At 68.9% G+C, this 16,047-nt stretch carries 15 protein-coding genes and 1 pseudogene; 4 read left to right on the top strand and 12 right to left on the bottom strand.

Going from position 1 to position 16,047, the window contains the following annotated elements:
- The first annotated feature begins 96 nt into the window (after positions 1–96).
- On the top strand, positions 97–840 hold the full coding sequence (locus AC1Q6E_RS22985) for a 16S rRNA (uracil(1498)-N(3))-methyltransferase (protein ID WP_152794819.1): 744 nt from the start codon (positions 97–99) through the stop codon (positions 838–840).
- A gap of 181 nt (positions 841–1,021) precedes the next feature.
- Here AC1Q6E_RS22985 and sodC read toward each other — a convergent pair whose 3' ends face one another.
- The 6 genes from sodC to AC1Q6E_RS22955 all read right to left on the bottom strand — a co-directional run bounded on the left by sodC (position 1,022) and on the right by AC1Q6E_RS22955 (position 7,003).
- Complete coding sequence (gene sodC, locus AC1Q6E_RS22980) at positions 1,022–1,549, bottom strand: superoxide dismutase family protein (protein WP_152794270.1); 528 nt, start codon at positions 1,547–1,549, stop codon at positions 1,022–1,024.
- Between the two features lie 69 nt (positions 1,550–1,618).
- Positions 1,619–2,059 carry a barstar family protein gene (locus tag AC1Q6E_RS22975; protein WP_152794272.1) on the bottom strand — a complete coding sequence of 147 codons (441 nt, stop codon included), beginning with the start codon at positions 2,057–2,059 and terminating at the stop codon, positions 1,619–1,621.
- A gap of 3 nt (positions 2,060–2,062) precedes the next feature.
- Positions 2,063–2,455, bottom strand: coding sequence for a guanyl-specific ribonuclease (locus AC1Q6E_RS22970; protein ID WP_152794274.1), 393 nt, complete (start codon positions 2,453–2,455; stop codon positions 2,063–2,065).
- Positions 2,456–2,457: 2 nt separating this feature from the next.
- Positions 2,458–3,729, bottom strand: a complete 1,272-nt coding sequence (locus AC1Q6E_RS22965) for a patatin-like phospholipase family protein (RefSeq protein WP_296556182.1) — start codon at positions 3,727–3,729, stop codon at positions 2,458–2,460.
- On the bottom strand, positions 3,689–6,010 hold the full coding sequence (locus tag AC1Q6E_RS22960) for an NADP-dependent malic enzyme (RefSeq protein ID WP_152794275.1): 2,322 nt from the start codon (positions 6,008–6,010) through the stop codon (positions 3,689–3,691). Before AC1Q6E_RS22960 ends, AC1Q6E_RS22965 begins: the two co-directional genes overlap by 41 nt.
- 69 nt (positions 6,011–6,079) lie before the next feature.
- Positions 6,080–7,003 carry an FAD-binding protein gene (locus tag AC1Q6E_RS22955; protein ID WP_296556183.1) on the bottom strand — a complete coding sequence of 308 codons (924 nt, stop codon included), beginning with the start codon at positions 7,001–7,003 and terminating at the stop codon, positions 6,080–6,082.
- Between the two features lie 144 nt (positions 7,004–7,147).
- On the opposite strand from AC1Q6E_RS22955, the gene AC1Q6E_RS22950 reads away from it, so the two are divergent.
- A complete protein-coding gene (locus AC1Q6E_RS22950; RefSeq protein WP_296556184.1) occupies positions 7,148–8,305 on the top strand; it encodes a pyridoxal phosphate-dependent aminotransferase in 1,158 nt (385 codons plus the stop codon).
- A gap of 29 nt (positions 8,306–8,334) precedes the next feature.
- Here the strand turns inward: AC1Q6E_RS22950 and AC1Q6E_RS22945 are convergent, their stop codons facing one another.
- Positions 8,335–9,264, bottom strand: a complete 930-nt coding sequence (locus tag AC1Q6E_RS22945) for a transglycosylase SLT domain-containing protein (RefSeq protein WP_492573571.1) — start codon at positions 9,262–9,264, stop codon at positions 8,335–8,337.
- A 615-nt stretch (positions 9,265–9,879) separates the two neighbouring features.
- Here AC1Q6E_RS22945 and ubiD point away from each other — a divergent pair.
- The gene (gene ubiD / locus AC1Q6E_RS22940; RefSeq protein ID WP_296556186.1) at positions 9,880–11,433 is read left to right on the top strand and encodes a 4-hydroxy-3-polyprenylbenzoate decarboxylase; all 1,554 of its coding nucleotides are present in this window, start codon (positions 9,880–9,882) and stop codon (positions 11,431–11,433) included.
- A gap of 22 nt (positions 11,434–11,455) precedes the next feature.
- Here the strand turns inward: ubiD and AC1Q6E_RS22935 are convergent, their stop codons facing one another.
- From AC1Q6E_RS22935 to AC1Q6E_RS22915, 5 genes are all read right to left on the bottom strand, one after another.
- Positions 11,456–11,836 carry a DUF3318 domain-containing protein gene (locus AC1Q6E_RS22935; RefSeq protein WP_152794282.1) on the bottom strand — a complete coding sequence of 127 codons (381 nt, stop codon included), beginning with the start codon at positions 11,834–11,836 and terminating at the stop codon, positions 11,456–11,458.
- Positions 11,833–12,240, bottom strand: a complete 408-nt coding sequence (locus AC1Q6E_RS22930; protein ID WP_492573570.1) for a phage holin family protein — start codon at positions 12,238–12,240, stop codon at positions 11,833–11,835. The genes AC1Q6E_RS22935 and AC1Q6E_RS22930 overlap by 4 nt, the downstream gene beginning before the upstream one ends.
- 10 nt (positions 12,241–12,250) lie before the next feature.
- Positions 12,251–12,562, bottom strand: coding sequence for an ElaB/YgaM/YqjD family protein (locus AC1Q6E_RS22925; protein ID WP_152794284.1), 312 nt, complete (start codon positions 12,560–12,562; stop codon positions 12,251–12,253).
- A 130-nt stretch (positions 12,563–12,692) separates the two neighbouring features.
- Entirely contained in the window at positions 12,693–14,087 is a 1,395-nt protein-coding gene (gene dacB, locus AC1Q6E_RS22920) for a D-alanyl-D-alanine carboxypeptidase/D-alanyl-D-alanine endopeptidase (protein WP_152794286.1), read from the bottom strand.
- A 172-nt stretch (positions 14,088–14,259) separates the two neighbouring features.
- Complete coding sequence (locus AC1Q6E_RS22915) at positions 14,260–15,846, bottom strand: methyl-accepting chemotaxis protein (RefSeq protein WP_152794288.1); 1,587 nt, start codon at positions 15,844–15,846, stop codon at positions 14,260–14,262.
- A 135-nt stretch (positions 15,847–15,981) separates the two neighbouring features.
- Here AC1Q6E_RS22915 and AC1Q6E_RS22910 point away from each other — a divergent pair.
- Positions 15,982–16,047, top strand: a pseudogene (locus tag AC1Q6E_RS22910) (zinc-binding alcohol dehydrogenase); the annotation flags it as partial.

Raw genomic sequence — 16,047 nt, 5'->3', positions numbered from 1 at the left:
CCGCTGCTACAAAGCTTTCGAGTTTAACATTCGTCCAAGTCCCCCGCCTTTCCGGCGGCCAGGATGCTTGTCAAAAGTTACATCGCTCTCCTATCCATGCCCTTGCCCCGCTTCCACGTCGACCTTCCCCTGCAAACCGGTGCCCGCATCGCCCTGCCTGCGCCGATCGCCCATCATGCCCTGCGCGTGCTGCGCCTGCGCGACGGCGAGGAGATCGTCCTGTTCGACGGCCAGGGTGGCCAATACCCCGCCCGGCTGGAAGTGGACGGCCGGGAGGCGGTGGCCCAATTGGGTACCCACGACCCGCGCGAGGCCGAACTGCCGGGCCGCATCGTGCTGGCGCAGGCCATCCCGTCGGGCGACAAGATGGACTGGGTGGTGGAAAAAGCCGTGGAAGTGGGCGCCCACGCCATCCAGCCCCTGGCGGCCGCCCGCAGCATCCTCAAGCTGTCCGGCGAGCGCCTGGAAAAGCGGGTACAGCACTGGCAGCGGGTCGCCGTCGCCGCCTGCGAACAGTGCGGCCGCAACCGCGTCCCCACCGTCGCCGCTCCCCTCACGCCCGAGCAATGGCTGTCGCGCCCCGTCCCCGACGGTACCCGGCGGGTGTTCTGCGACCCCGACGCCGACGTCCGGCTCACCCAATGGCTGGGCGACCTGCCCGCCCCCCCGGCCGACCTGGAACTGCTGGTCGGCCCCGAGGGCGGCTGGTCGCCCGAAGAATATGCGCTGGCCACCCGCCACGGCGTGCGAGCCGTCCGCTTCGGCGACCGCATCCTGCGCACCGAAACGGCCGGCACCGCGCTGATCTCGGCCCTGTCGGCCAAGCTTGACTGGATCTGACCCCATCCCCCTCAGCCGGGGATCCCCCCAGGAAACCGCGGATCCGGCTCCGCCGGTCCGCCAGTTTCGCCCCCTGGGGACCCGGCGTCGGGCCGCCCCAAGGCGAGTCCCCGCCCCCTGGGGGGCTGCCGCGCAGCGGCTGGGGGCTCATCATGCCGGGCGCGCGTAGGCGCGTAGGGGGTCAGATCACGCCGCAGGCCATCCTGGCGCCGCCGCCGCCCAGCGGCATGGGATGGTCCGCATGGTTGTCGCCGCCCTGGTGCACCATCAGCGACCTGCCCTGCACTTCCGACAGCTTCTTCAGTTTGGGCGCCAGCACCGGGTAGTCCGCCTTGCCACTGGCGTCCACGTACAAGGCGGGCAGGTCGCCCAGGTGGCCGCCGTCGTCCCAGGGCTCGCTGTGCTTGCCCGTCTTCTTGGGGTCGTAGTGGCCGCCCGCCGCCAGCGCGGCCACCGGCTTGCCGTCCTGCTGGCCGGGATCGCAACTGGGATTCTGGTGGACGTGGAAGCCGTGAAGCCCCGGCGCGAGGCCGGTCAGCGCTGGCGTGAACACCAGGCCGTAGGGCGTCTCCCTGACCGTGACCTTGCCGATGTCCTGGCCCTTGCCCTGGGCATCCACGGTGGTCATCGGAATCGACAGGTCGGCCAGGGCCGGCGCGCAGAGCGTGGACGTTCCCAGGAACAGCATGACTGCAATGTGATGCTTCATGGATCCTCCTTGCCTTGGACGAACGAAATACCGCTGCCTGGGATGAGCGGCCCCCGGCGGACCGCCGCTTCAGGCACCCAGCCGGGACGATGCGACCTCGCCGTCGGCCTTGTCCAGGACGAAGGTGAAGGCCTTGCCGTTCTCGCGCGCGAACTCGACCACATCCTCGCCCACCTGGGAAATGGCGGCCGCGTGCTCTGACAAGCCAGGATCGTCCTGGTGCAACTGGCGCAGCGCCAGCACCATGCCAGCCGGCTGATCGAGCACGGTGTCGCACAGGCAGTCGTACAAAGCGTCGAGATTGCCACCGAAATGCTCGGGAAAATCGACCGCGTTGGCGATCGCCCGCAACACCGCCGATTTGCTCTTGGCCCGCGAACAGTCGACCTCGTAGACAGCCAGCTTCAGGTGCCGCGCGGCCTCGAGCAAGGCCTTCACATCGAGATCCGGGTCAACCAGGGCACCGCCGGTCTTGAGGCATTCGTTCAGATTTCTCGCATTCGGGGACATGGATCACTCCTGGATGCGCCGGAACGACGCGTAGTGATCGGCGGTATACCAGTATTCCCCGCTGGTGGCGGGATCGCCCGTATCACCCTTGCCGGCGACGATACGCCGGGCGCCGCGGTTGCGCGCACCGGGCGTGGGCACGGTGTACTCGGTATAGTACCCACGCGACCGCACGGGCAAAAGGCGTTCTCGGTTATAAAACGTCACGCCGTCGCGGACGTGCTTGAACGGCCCGCCCTGCCGGATCTGCGCCAGCACCTGGCGCGCCTCGGGCGGCAGCTCGCGGGCGTCGACCGTGCCGGGCACGGGGCCCCGCGCCCAGGCGCCGGCTCCCAGCACCAGCCATAGCAGCCCGATCGCGAGCCCGCGCAGGAAACGGCCCAGTGTCCAAGACATCGCTATTCCTCGTCGGTACGGAAGAAAGCCAGCACCTCATCGCTGCGGATGAGCGTATCGCCAAACCCCAGGGCGATCAACTCACGTGTGTAGCCAGGTTCAAACAACAGGTAGGACGCCAGGGACGCGCCTGTCAGCTCGCCCGGACCAGACGATACGCCCATGCCCCGCATCAGCGTGCGCATCGCCGGGGGCAGGCTGTCCAGGTGGCGGCCGGCGATCTCATCCAGGCGCTGGCTGGGTGAGATCGATAGCACGCGGATGGGGCGCAGCGCGCCGCGCCAGCGCTCCTCGGCCGGCAGCCGCGACAGGGTCTGGTTGATGCGCTGGATGCGCTCGATGTCGGCATCCAGGCTGTCCAGGAAGATATTGGACAAGGCATGGCCGCCGATCTGGGCCAGCGTCGGATAGGTGGGCGCCCCGGCCCTGCGCCGGGGGTCCGCCTCGGAATGGCCGCCGCCGATGATCAGCACGCGGCCGGCGCCCAGATGGATCGCGGGGCTGATGGGGGCGAGCTGCCGCATGGAACCGTCGCCGCACCACTCGGGCTCTCCGTGCACCAGCAGCCGGCGGGCCGGGAACACGAACGGGATCGCGCTGGACGCCAGCAGGTGCTCGACGCCGATCTCGGCGCGCACCGCCACGCGCAGCGAACGGCGCCACGGCTCGATCTCGTAGGCCGACTGGTAGAACGTGATGTGCTGGCCCGAGGTATAGCCGGTGGCGGCAATGGCCACCGCCTGGACCACGCCGTCGGCCAGGTTGGCGTCCAGCCGCCCGAAATCCAGCACGCCGCGCAGCAGTTCGCCCAGCGGCTGGTTGTCCAGCAGCGCGGGCTGCCTGCTCCGGCCCACGCGGGCCATCATCAGCGCGAACGACAGCATGGACAGCCATCCGCCCCCGCCGCGCACGGTGCGCAGCACATCGGTCCGATAGACCTGGGCGGCGTGGAAATTCTCCCAGACGTCCAGCATGTGCTCGATCGTCTGCGGCAGGTGGTGGGCGCCGCAGGCCAGCACGGCCGCATTGATGGCGCCGGCCGAGGTGCCGCACAAGACGTGGAAGGGATTGGCATGCAGGCCGCCTGGACGCTCGCCCAGGATGCGGACGATGGCCTTGAGCACGCCTACCTGGTAGGCGGCGCGGGCGCCGCCGCCGGCAAGCACGAGGCCGGTGCATGCGGGCCGCAGCACCGGCACGGTGGAGGCCGCGTGCGCGGCCCCCGCGGCGGAATCAACGCCCGCCGCTGCCATCCAGGCGCGAGGCGTTGGCATCCATGACCGTCAGCGCGGTCATGTTGATGATGCGCCGCACTGTCGAACTGGCGGTCAGGATGTTGACCGGGGCCTTGCAGCCCAGCAGGATGGGGCCGATGGCCACGTTGTTGCCAGCCGCCGTCTTCAGCAGGTTGTAGGCGATGTTGGCCGACTCGATGGTGGGACACACCAGCAGGTTGGCTTCGCCCTTGAGCGTGCTGTCGGGCATGATGCGGTTACGGACCGCCTCATCGATGGCGCAGTCGCCATGCATTTCGCCATCCACCTCCAGCCACGGCGCGCGCTCCTGGATCAGCGCCAGGGCCTGGCGCATCTTGACCGCCGACGGCGAGTCGCTGGAGCCGAAGTTCGAATGCGACAGCAGCGCGGCCTTGGGCTCGACGCCCAGGCGCTTCATTTCCTCGGCCGCCATGATGGTGATCTCGGCCAGCTGCCCGGCGTCGGGGTTCTCGTTCACGTGCGTGTCCACCAGCACCACCGTGCGCTGCGGCAGCACGAGGAAGTTCATCGCGGCGTAGACCTTCGCGCTGGCATTGCGGCCGATGACCTCGTCGATGAACTGCAAGTGGTTGACGTAGGGGCCGACCGTGCCGCAGATCATGCCGTCGGCGTCGCCCTGGTGGACCATCATCGCGCCGATCAGCGTCAGGCGCCGGCGCATCTCGATCTTCGCGTATTCCTTGGTGATGCCCTTGCGCTTGGTCATGTCCCAGTAAGCCTGGGAATAGTTGCGGTGGCGCTCGTCGAACTCAGTGTTGGTGACCTCGACGTCCTGCCCCAGGCGCAGCCTCAGGCCCAGCTTCTCGATGCGCTTGGCCAGCACCGCCGGACGGCCGACCAGGATGGGCCGGGCCAGGCCGTCGTCCACGACCGCCTGCACCGCGCGCAGCACGCGCTCGTCCTCGCCCTCGGTGTAGACGATGCGGGCCTTGCCGCCTTCGCGCACCGTGCGGCGCGCCGCGCCGTACAAGGGACGCATGAAAGCGCCCGAGTGATAGACGAACTGCTGCAGCTGTTCGACGTAGGCATCCATGTCGGCGATCGGCCGCGTGGCCACGCCCGAATCCATGGCCGCGCGCGCCACGGCGGGCGCGATGCGCACGATCAGGCGCGGATCGAAGGGCTTGGGTATCAGGTATTCCGGGCCGAACGCGAGATCCGACACGTCATAGGCGGCCGCGACGATCTCGCTCTGCTCCTGGCGGGCCAGTTCGGCGATCGCATGCACGGTGGCGATCTCCATCTCGCGCGTGATGGTGGTCGCGCCCACGTCCAGGGCCCCCCGGAAGATGTACGGGAAACACAGTACGTTGTTGACCTGGTTCGGATAGTCCGAACGCCCGGTGGCGATGACGGCATCGTCGCGCACCGACTTCACGACCTCGGGCAGGATTTCCGGCGTGGGGTTGGCCAGCGCCAGGATGAGTGGCCGCTTGGCCATGGTCGCCACCATCTCCGGCTTGAGCACGCCGCCCGCTGAAAGGCCCAGGAACACATCGGCTCCGGCGATCACCTCTCCCAGCGTGCGCTTGTCCGTTTCCTGCGAGAAACGCTCCTTGTCGGGATCCATCAGCGTGGTGCGCCCCTTCCAGACCACGCCTTCGATGTCGGTCACCCAGACATTGGCCAGGGGCAGGCCCAGGTCGACCAGCAGGTTCAGGCAGGCCAGCGCCGCGGCGCCCGCGCCCGAGGCGACCAGCTTGACCTCGTCGATTTTCTTGCCGACCACGGTCAGGCCGTTCAGGACGGCGGCCGCCACGGTGATGGCCGTGCCGTGCTGGTCGTCGTGGAACACGGGGATGTTCATGCGCTGGCGGGCCTTGCGTTCGACCGCGAAGCACTCCGGCGCCTTGATGTCTTCCAGGTTGATGCCGCCGAACGTCGGCTCGAGCGCCGCGATGATGTCGACCAGCTTGTCGGGGTCGGTCTCGTTGACCTCGATGTCGAACACGTCGATGCCGGCGAATTTCTTGAACAGGACCGCCTTGCCTTCCATGACCGGCTTGGAAGCCAGCGCCCCGATCGCCCCCAGGCCCAGCACCGCCGTGCCGTTGGAGATCACGCCCACCAGGTTGCCGCGCGCGGTGTAGCGGAACGCTGCGGCGGGATCGTCGACGATGGCTTCGCACGCCGCCGCCACCCCCGGGGAATAAGCCAGGGCCAGGTCGCGCTGGTTGACGAGTTGCTTGGTCGGGGCAATGGAAATCTTGCCCGGACGGCCGTGCTCGTGATATTCGAGGGCGGCCTTGCGCAGGTTGGGATCGAGGGGTTGAGCCATGGAAAGATAGCGCCGCGGGGCGATCACACGAAGTTATGCGAGGAGCGGATTATCCGCTCCCGGCACGGGTTAGACAACCGACGAGGGGAAAACACTCCCCGCGTCGAACGTGGCCTTGACCATGGCGTCGAGCCGGTCGGCCGGGGTTTCCCGTCCCGAGGCCCGGTCTTCGCGCTCCTGGACGGACAGCACCGGCGGCGCTTCCCCGGCATCGCGCAAACGCAGCCGGAACCGGCCCGCCCAGGCCAGGGTGCCTTCGCTGCCCAGCAGGAAGTGGGCGGGGTTGGGCACCGGTTCTCCACCCGCGACGGCACGCGGCACAAGCGCGTCGATCCGGTAGCCGGCCGGCCAGACCGGCAGCTCCAGCATCGCGGCGACGGCGGAATCGGTGGCCAGCTGGAACAGGTCGGACACCAGGCGGCTGCCCGACGCGGAGCGCAGCGCCTGGGTGGACTCGACCCCGAAAGGACCCAGTTGTTCGAACGCGCCATCGGCCAGCAACACCTGGGCGGCCTCCAGGCCCGAATCCCGGCAGCGGCCCGGCAGCCAGCCGCGGGTACGCAGCAGCCAGGCCCCGATGGACTCGCGGTCGGCGCCCGCGTGCCAGCGCCACGGCGTTCCTGCCAGCCGCTCGCGCAACTCCCCCATGGAACAGCCCGCCTGCACCACGACGGTGCCGGAACGCTCGTCGAAAGACTCGATCGCCGCCAGTTGTGACGCATCCAGCCGCAGCCAGCCGCGCTCGGCCGGCAGGACCGCCTCGCGCGCACCGGGTTGCACCAGCAGCACGCCGAATTCGCGGCATAGCGCGGCGGCGTGATAGACGTCTTCTTCCCTGGCCACGACCAGTCGAGCCCGTCCGGGCGCATCAGCCTGCGGCGTCTCGTCGCTGACCTGGCCGCGCGCCATGCGCGCCAGGCGCTGGCAGAAAGCCGGCCAAGGCGCATCGGAAAGCATGCGGGGCAGGAAGAAAGCGCGGCGGCCGGGCTTCATGGCAACAGGACGGGGAGAACCATGCTTCGCATTGTAACGGCGCGGCCGACCGGACGGCCACCGGCGCCGGCCCGCGGCGCGGCGTATCATGAACGACCCGGGACGCCGACGGCCCCCCTCCCCATGACTTCCCGTTCGACCGCCATGCTTCGCCTCTCCCCCCGCATTGCCCGCATCGCTCCCTTCTATGCCATGGAGGTCGTCAAGCAGGCGGCGGCCCTGCAGGCCGCGGGCCGCGACATCGTGCAGATGAGCATAGGCGAACCCGACTTCACCGCTGTCCCGGCCGTGGTCGAGGCGCTGGAGCGCACCGCGCGCGAAGGCCGGACCCAATACACCGAGGCGGTCGGCATCGCCCCCCTGCGCGAGGCGATCGCCGGCTTCTATCAAACGCGTTTCGGCGTGGCCGTCGATCCGGCCCGCGTCATCATCACCGCCGGCGCCTCGGGCGCGCTGCTGCTGGCCTGCACCGCGCTCGTCGACGCCGGCGCCCAGGTGCTGATGCCCGACCCGACCTATCCCGCCAACCGCCACATCGTGACCGCGGCCGGCGGCGAGCCCGTGCTGATCCCGGCCGGCCCCGGCGACCGCTTCCAGCTCGCGGCCGAACACATCCGGCGCCACTGGACGCCGCGCACCGCCGGCGTGATCGTGGCGTCGCCCGGCAACCCCACCGGCACGTCCATCGCGCCGCAGGCGCTGGCCGAACTGATCCGCGAGGTGCGCGGCCGGCAGGGCTTCACCCTGGTCGACGAGATCTACCTGGGCCTGAGCTACGAGGGCGACCGCCGCTCGGCGCTGGCATTGGCCGACGACCTCATCATCGTCAACAGCTTCTCGAAATACTTCCACATGACCGGATGGCGCCTGGGCTGGCTGGTGGTGCCGCCGCAACTGGTCTCGGTGTTCGAGAAGCTCGCGCAGAACCTGGTCATCTGCCCGTCGACGCTGGCCCAGTACGCGGCGCTCGCGTGTTTCCAGCCCGAATCGCTCGACATCTTCGAGGCTCGCCGGGAAGCCTTCCGCCAGCGGCGCGACTATCTCCTGCCCGAGTTCGAACGCCTGGGCCTGACGGTTCCGGTCAAGCCTGACGGCGCCTTCTATATATATAGTGATGTGCGCGCTCATGCGTCCGACAGCGCGGCCTTCGCCACGCGACTGCTGCACGAGGCCGGCGTGTGCGCGGTGCCGGGACGCGATTTCGGGAATGCCGAGACCGCGTCCTATCTGCGCTTCTCGTATGCCACCGACCTGGCACGGTTGCAGGAAGGGGTGGCGCGCATGGAACGGCTGCTCCGGTAAGCCGCCCGGGCCGGAGCCCGGGAACGGACCTACATGACCGCGGGGGTACCGGGTTCGGTGTTCTTGACGGACACCGCTTCCGAAGACGGATCGGTGGGAATGGGCATGGGCTTGGCGGACGCGGAACGCGCCGGCGTGGCCGGAACCGCGCCCGGCGGCAGCTCGGCGTTGACGCCCGCGGCCGAGGCCAGCCGGCGCCGTTCGGCCAGGACCCTGTCGCCATACGGGCTGGAACCGTCAGGCCCCACCCCCACGTACATGCGCAGGCCGGCCGTCAGCGAACCGCCGCGCTCGATGTATTCCTTCAGGATCGAGGCGCCGACACGGATGTTGGCCACCGGGTTCCAGGCAGCCTGGCTGCCACCGAACGGCTCGAACCGCTCGGTGTGGACCCGGGTCAGGACCTGCATCAGGCCCTGCGCGCCGACGTGGCTTTCGGCGAAGGGGTTGAAGCTGGACTCGATGGCGATGATGGCCAGGAGCAGCAGCGGATCCAGGCCCATTTCCTGCCCCACGCCATAGGCGGTGGAAATCAGCATCCGGGTGGCCTCGTTCGAGACCCGGTATTTGCGCGCGATATAGCGGCCCAGGGACTCGGCCTGCACGGCCGACACCTTGGTCGCATGCGGTTTCTGCGCCGGCTTGGCGGCATTGCCCGTCGAACTCAGGAAGGACGTCGCCTGGGCATGGGGCTGCGCATTGTCGACCATGGCGGCGGCCACGGCGGCGGCCGCAAGGACCTCGGCCGGGGCTTGCTCGACCACGGACGCATCAGCGCCGTTGAACGCTGTAAACAGGGAAACCTGGTCACGCAGACCAGGAACGGACCAGATCACGGCGGCCATGACGAACACGGCCAAACCTACATAACTATTGATGGAGCGGCACCAATCCACTACTCCCGGTCGAGGCCGGGGGTCGGGCTGCTCCGTCGACGAGCTCGACTGCGCGTCGGGCATGCTTACCTCCTTGCAACGGCGGGCCACAAAAACACTGCATCCGGAAGCGATCGAAAGACGACTCCAGACATCGAGGCCACAACCTGCTTGGCTGCACATCGCGCCGCTGTCAGGACGACGGCGGCACACCTGCATGATCGCTATCGCAGAGATAGCTCGGGACCATGCCTGTTTCGGGCAGTGGGCGCGTTCGCGCCGCTAAGAGAACTCCAGTATGGTGGGCGCCCGATGGCCCGTTGAGCAGCCCGGGGGTCTTGTCCGGCCCCACGTGGGGCGGCGATCAGGACGACGGCACCGGGCACACGCTGAAAGTTGGCGGATTGTAGAAATGCGATCTGCCCAGGTCAACCGTAAAAATTCATCATTCTGGTGCGGCACAAGGACAATCGCCGTCATTGTGATTTTCTATCGATTCCCATGCGACCACATATGGAAATATTGAGAAAAGTGAGTATGTACTATCGCTGCGACCGAATCAGCTTCAGAAACATATGTAAAATTTGTCTCGACCGTCGGGCTTCGCGCCATATCGCGCCCCGCGCACCGCGCTCCCCGGCCGCGGCGGCGGGTTAAAGTGACCGCTCCCCGGCTTCCTCCCATCAAGGTGCTCCGCCCGTGAAATACCGCGACCTCCGAGACTTCCTGCGCCAACTCGAAGCGCGCGGCGAGCTCAAGCGCATCCCGACCGCCGTATCGACCCACCTCGAGATCACCGAGATCTGCGACCGCGTGCTGCGCGCCGGCGGGCCGGCCCTGCTGTTCGAAAACGCCCGCCAGCCCGGCCGCGACAAGGCCGACATGCCCGTGCTGGCCAACCTGTTCGGCACCGCCCGCCGGGTCGCGCTGGGCATGGGCGCGGAAGACGTGGGCGCCCTGCGCGACGTGGGCGAGCTGCTGGCCTCGCTGCGCGAACCCGAGCCGCCCCGCGGCCTGCGCGATGCGCTCGGCAAGGTGGCGATGCTGAAGTCGGCCCTCTGGGACATGGCGCCGCGCGAGGTCCGGGGCGCGCCCTGCCAGGAGATCGTGATCGAGGGCGACGACGTCGATCTCGGGCGCCTGCCCATCCAGCACTGCTGGCCCGGCGACGTCGCCCCGCTGCTGTCCTGGGGGCTGGTCGTCACCCGCGGCCCGAGCCGCAGGCGCCAGAACCTGGGCATCTACCGGCAGCAGCCCATCGGCCGCAACAAGCTCATCATGCGCTGGCTGTCGCACCGGGGTGGTGCGCTGGACTTCCGGGAGCACATGCTGGCCCATCCCGGGCAGCCCTTCCCGGTCGCGGTCGCGCTGGGCGCCGACCCCGCCACCATCCTGGGCGCCGTGACGCCAGTGCCCGATGCCCTGTCCGAATATCAGTTCGCCGGCCTGCTGCGCGGCGGCCGCACCGAAGTGGTCCGCTGCGTGGGCAGCGCCCTGTCCGTGCCCGCCTCGGCCGAGATCGTACTGGAAGGCCACCTGCTCCCGGCCTCCGATCCGCGGGCAATCCCCGCGACACCCGCCCCCGGGGTCGCCGCCCCGCCCGACAACGGCTACGAGATGGCGCTGGAAGGCCCCTATGGCGACCATACCGGGTACTACAACGAACAGGACTGGTTTCCCGTCTTCACCGTCGACCGCATCACCATGCGGCGCGACCCCATCTACCACTCCACCTACACGGGCAAGCCGCCCGACGAGCCCGCCGTCCTGGGCGTCGCGCTGAACGAGGTATTCACCCCCTTGCTGCGCCGGCAGTTGCCGGAAATCGTCGATTTCTACCTGCCGCCCGAGGGGTGCAGCTATCGCCTGGCCATCGTCTCCATGCGCAAGCAGTATCCCGGCCACGCCAAGCGCGTGATGTTCGGCATCTGGAGCGTGCTGCGCCAGTTCATGTACACCAAGTTCATCGTCGTGGTGGACGAAGACATCGACGTGCGCAACTGGCAGGAAGTGGTCTGGGCCATCACCACACGGATGGACCCTGTCCGCGACACCCTGCTGGCCGACCGCACGCCCATCGACTACCTGGACTTCGCGTCGCCGGTCTCGGGGCTGGGCGGCAAGATGGGCCTGGACGCCACCAACAAGTGGCCGGGCGAGACCGACCGGGAATGGGGACGTCCCATCGTGATGGATGCGGACGTGAAGAAACGGGTGGATGGCCTGTGGCAGGAACTGGGACTGCCGGACTGAACCCGGCGGCCCCGGTCCGGTGCTAGCGTGGATCGGGCCGGCTGCGGTCTTCCTTGATGGCCCGCCAGAGCTTGTAGGCCTGGTAGGCCGCCAGCGCAGCGCCGCCCAGCTTCGCCAGGCGGAAAACGCCGCCCAGCCGCACGCGGGCCAGCAGCATCGAGGCGGCGGACGACACGATGGGATAGCGCCGCAGGAAACGCCAGGCCTGCATGGCGGCGGCCATGCCGCCACGGCCGCCCAGACCGGGCAGGACCGACTTGAGCACCTGCCCCGGCGTGACCGCTTCCCTGATCTGATGCAGATGGGCCGCCAGCTCCATGCGTTCGATGGACGAACGGGCCAGCAACAACTCCTTGCGGGCCTCGATGTCGCCGGCGTCCCGCGCCTTGCGCCGCCCGGTCATCGGGGCCCCCGCTTGCCATCGGCATCGGCGACCGCGGCGAGCATGTCGCGGTCGCGCTCCAGTTCGGCCAGGGTGTCCTCGAACACGAGAGGCGCATGCACGGCCTGCCGGCGCACCATGATCAGCATGGCGACGCCGACCAGCAGATAGGCCGCCCCGACCAGCGCGATGGCCAGATGACGGTATTCGGTATCCCAGAACGCCACGACGATCAGGAACGAGAACATCATCAACCCGAGCGTCAGGCACAGCAGGGCCGCCAGGGCGACCAGCAACATGCCCAACAGGCGCGATTTTTCTTCCGCCAGTTCGATGGCGACGAGTTCGAGCCGGGTGCGCAGGATGCCGATGGAGGTGGCAGCCAGCGCCCGGAGCGAACCCAGCAGATGCGGCGACGCGGACACGCTACGCGTATCAGCGGCGGCTGTTGACCAGCAGGCCGGCCAGGAAGCCGACCGCCGCGGCCACGCCGATGGCGCGCCAGGGACTGTCGTGCACGAAGTCGTCGGTGGCGCGGGCGGCCGCCTTGCTGCGTTCCAGCATGGAGTCCTGGACGTCCAGGAGCTTTTCGCGCGCGCGCTTGAGGGAAGTCAGGGCGCGTTCGCGGAGTTCCACGGCGCGGTCGCCGGTGCTGGAAGCGGCTTGCTTGAGCAGGTCTTCCGCATCGTTCAGCACGACCTTGACGTCAGAGATGAGTTTTTCCTTGCCTGCGGTGCTGGTAGTCATCGTGTTGCGCTCCCTGCGTTGTTTTTACGATTGGACGATCCGATGATAGCAGCCGCCCCCGCATACCGGAACCCTTGCATCCGGGAGGCAGCATCGGGTAACACCTGCAACCGCGCGTTTGCATCCGGCATCACTGGCTGGCCAGCCAGGCGATGAGCTTGTCGTTGAAGCCGTTGGCCAGTTGCGCGCGCTCGTCGTTGACCACGCTGACCACCAGATAGCGATGCCCGCTGGCCGACAGCACATAGCCCGCCAGGGCGCGCACGTCGCGCAGCGACCCGCTTTTCAGATGGGCAAGCCCCGCCGCGTCGGAGTTGCGCAGGCGGCGCCGCACCGTCCCGTCCATGCCCGAGATGGCCAGCGACGAAACGAACTCCGGCATGACCGGCGAACGCCAGGCGGCGGCCAGCAGGCGGGCCAGGCTGTCCGCCGAGATCCGGCCGTCGCGGGACAGCCCCGAGCCGTTGTCCAGCACCAGTTCGGGCAGCTTCAGCCCCCGCGCCGCCAGGATCCCGTCGACCGCGCGGTCGCCGCTGTCCACCGTGGCCGGGCCCGGTTCGTAGGCGGCGCCCAGCGTCAGCAACAGCAGGCGGGCCATGACATTGTTGCTCTGCTTGTTGATATGGCGCACCACCTCGGCCAGCGATGGCGAATCGTGGGTGGCGAACAGGATGGCGTCGCCGGGCACGGCCCCTTCGCGTATCCGGCCCGCCACGCTGCCGCCCATTTCCTGCCACAACACGCGGAAAACCGCCTCGGCGTGCCGCGGCTGGGACAGCGCCAACCGGTACAGGCTGAACTCGCCGCAGCCCCCGGACACGGTTCCCGACACCCGCAGCGACACGCCGGACGAGGTCAGGAACGGTTCGGTCTGCACCACGGGCGAGCCGGGGCACGGATTGTCCGACCATTTCAGCGCGCCTTCGACCTTGACGCCGGGCAGGGCCGGATCCACGGTCGCCCGCCATTGGCGGCCGCGCAGGTCCGGCGTGAACAACAGGCGCACCGCGCCGAAGCCGACCATCCAGGCGTCGGGGCTGGCGTTGTAGGGCCGGGAGCGATCGCCGTCGAAGGCGCCGGGGTCGATGCCCACCGGCCCGAACACCGAACGGTCCACGACCAGTTCCGGAATCCTGCGCACGCCGCGCACGCGCAATTCGCGCAGCAATTGCCAGAGATCTTCCAGCTTGAAGTAGGGATCGCCGCTGGCCCGCAGGTACAACGGGCCGGACAGGGCGCCGTCGGCCGAAATGGTGGTGCCCGGCTCCACCAGCAACTGGGTGCGCCAGACGTGCGCCGGCCCCAGGCTGTCCAGGGCGGCGAAGGTGGTCACGAGCTTCATGACCGAGGCGGGATTGCGCGGCTGGCCGGCGTTGACCGCCACCATGCGCGGGCCGTCGACCGGTTCAACCACCACCGACAGCGCGCTCTCGGGCAGCCCCGTGGCGGCCCAGGCCGCCGACAATTCCGCAGGCAGCGCCTGCGCCCGCGCCGTCGTGCATAGCAGGCCGGCGAGCAGCGCCATCGCCACCCGCTTCCATCCGCCCGGCCTGCCGCTCGTATTTTCCGTCCCGCGCCGGCCCTCGGCCCGGCCGGCTCGCGCGCCACTCTGCAACAACGCCTGCTCCCTTGTTCCCGTACCGTGATTCGAACAGGCTAGAGCATAACGGTTCCCGGCCCGGCCGCCGGCATGCGGTTCAATGATGGAGCGAGGCCTCGTAGCGCACCAGCAACTGGCGCATGTCGCCCACCGTGCCCTTGAGCGCCTCGGTGGCCTGGGCCAGCGAGGCGACCGACGCGGACGTGCGCTCCACCTCGCCGGAGATACCTTCCATGCTGTCGGCGACCTCCTGCGAGGCGGCCGACTGCTGCTGCAACATGCCGGAAATGTCGCGCGCCCGCTCCACCACCAGCGACGACGAGCGCCGCACCCGCTCGAAGAAGCCGGCGCTTTCGCGGATCTGCTCACCGCTGTATTGCACCGACGCCACCGCCTCCTGCATGGAGGTCGAGGTCTCGGTGGCGAAACGGGTGATGGCCTGGAGCGCGTGGCCGATGTCGCCCGTGCTGCCGGCCGTGCGGTCGGACAGGGTACGCACTTCCTCGGCCACGACACCGAAGCCCCGGCCGTTCTCGCCCGCCCGGGCAGCCTCGATGGCCGCGTTCAGCGACAGCAGGCGGGTCTGGTTGGCGATCTCGCTGATGGCCTGCGTCACGCCGGAAATCGTCGAGACCAGATCGTGCAGCGAACCTATCTGTTCGTTGGTACGGCCGACGGCTTCGGCCACCGAATGCGTGCCGCGCACCGAATCGCCGATCTTGGCTTCCGCGGTATCGACCTCGCTCAACGCCGACTCGGACAGTGACAGGGCCGTGCCGGTGTGCTGCGACGCCTCGCGGATGGCGACGCTCATCTGCTCGACCGCGGCGGCGATGCGCGTCAGGCGGTCGCGCTGCTCGTCGATGACCTGGCGGATCGCGGCGATCTCGCCATTGACCCGGTCGGCGTTGCCATCGACCGCCTGCGCGACCTGCAGCACGTCGCACAGCGTGGAGCGCAGGTGGATGCGGGTCGATTCGATGCGCATGGGCAGGCCGCCCAGGTCGAACTGGTGGCGGCCTTCCACGGCGACCGACAGCATGCCCTCGCCCATCGCGGCCAGCGTGCCGTCGACGCGGCGCAGCGGCGCCGAGACCCGGTACCGCCACACGGCCGCCGCGGCGCAGACGGCCGCGGCCTGGCCCAGCATCCAGCCCCAGTGCGGCAGCAGCCATGCCCCGAGCGCGGTGCCCAGGGACAGGACGGCCGCCCCCGCGCCCCAGGGGGTGGGGGCGTGCCACCAGCGCGGGCGCGGGGTGGCGGGAAATGCTGCCCTGCCGGCCGACACGTCGGCATACAAGGCCTGCGCGCAGGCCACTTCGGCGCGGTCGGGCGCATTGCGCACCGACATGTAGCCGACATGCCGGCCGTTCTCGTGCAGCGGCGTGACATACGCCTCGACCCAATAGAAACCGCCGTCCTTGCAGCGGTTCTTGACCAGCGCCCGCCACGGCTGGCCGCGCTTGATCGTCTGCCAGAGGTCGGCGAAGGCCTCGGACGGCATATCGGGATGCCGGACGACATTGTGGGGCTGGCCGATGAGTTCATCGCGCGAGAAACCGCTGACTTCGATGAACGCGGGGTTCGCATAGGTGATGCGCCCCTTCAGGTCGGTGGTGGTCACCACGGGGCGGCTTTTCTCGACGAAGCGCTCGAGCGACGTGACGGGCAGATTCTTGCGCATGGCTCTTGGTATGGACAACGGCTCATGACCGTTGACGGCAGCAACGCGGCCGGACTTTAGGACTATTTGCCGGCCGGCCCCCGTGCCGCCCCACTACAATCCCGGCTGACACCGTCGATAGCCTAGGAGCAGCCCATGAAGACCAAAGCCGCGATCGCCTGGAAGGCAGGCGCGCCCCTGACCATCGAAGAAGTGGACCTG

The sequence above is a fragment of the Pigmentiphaga sp. MLSB6-MA01 genome (assembly GCF_058793475.1).
Note: the sequence above shows the minus strand (reverse complement) of the source record. Positions and strands in the feature narration are given on the sequence as shown.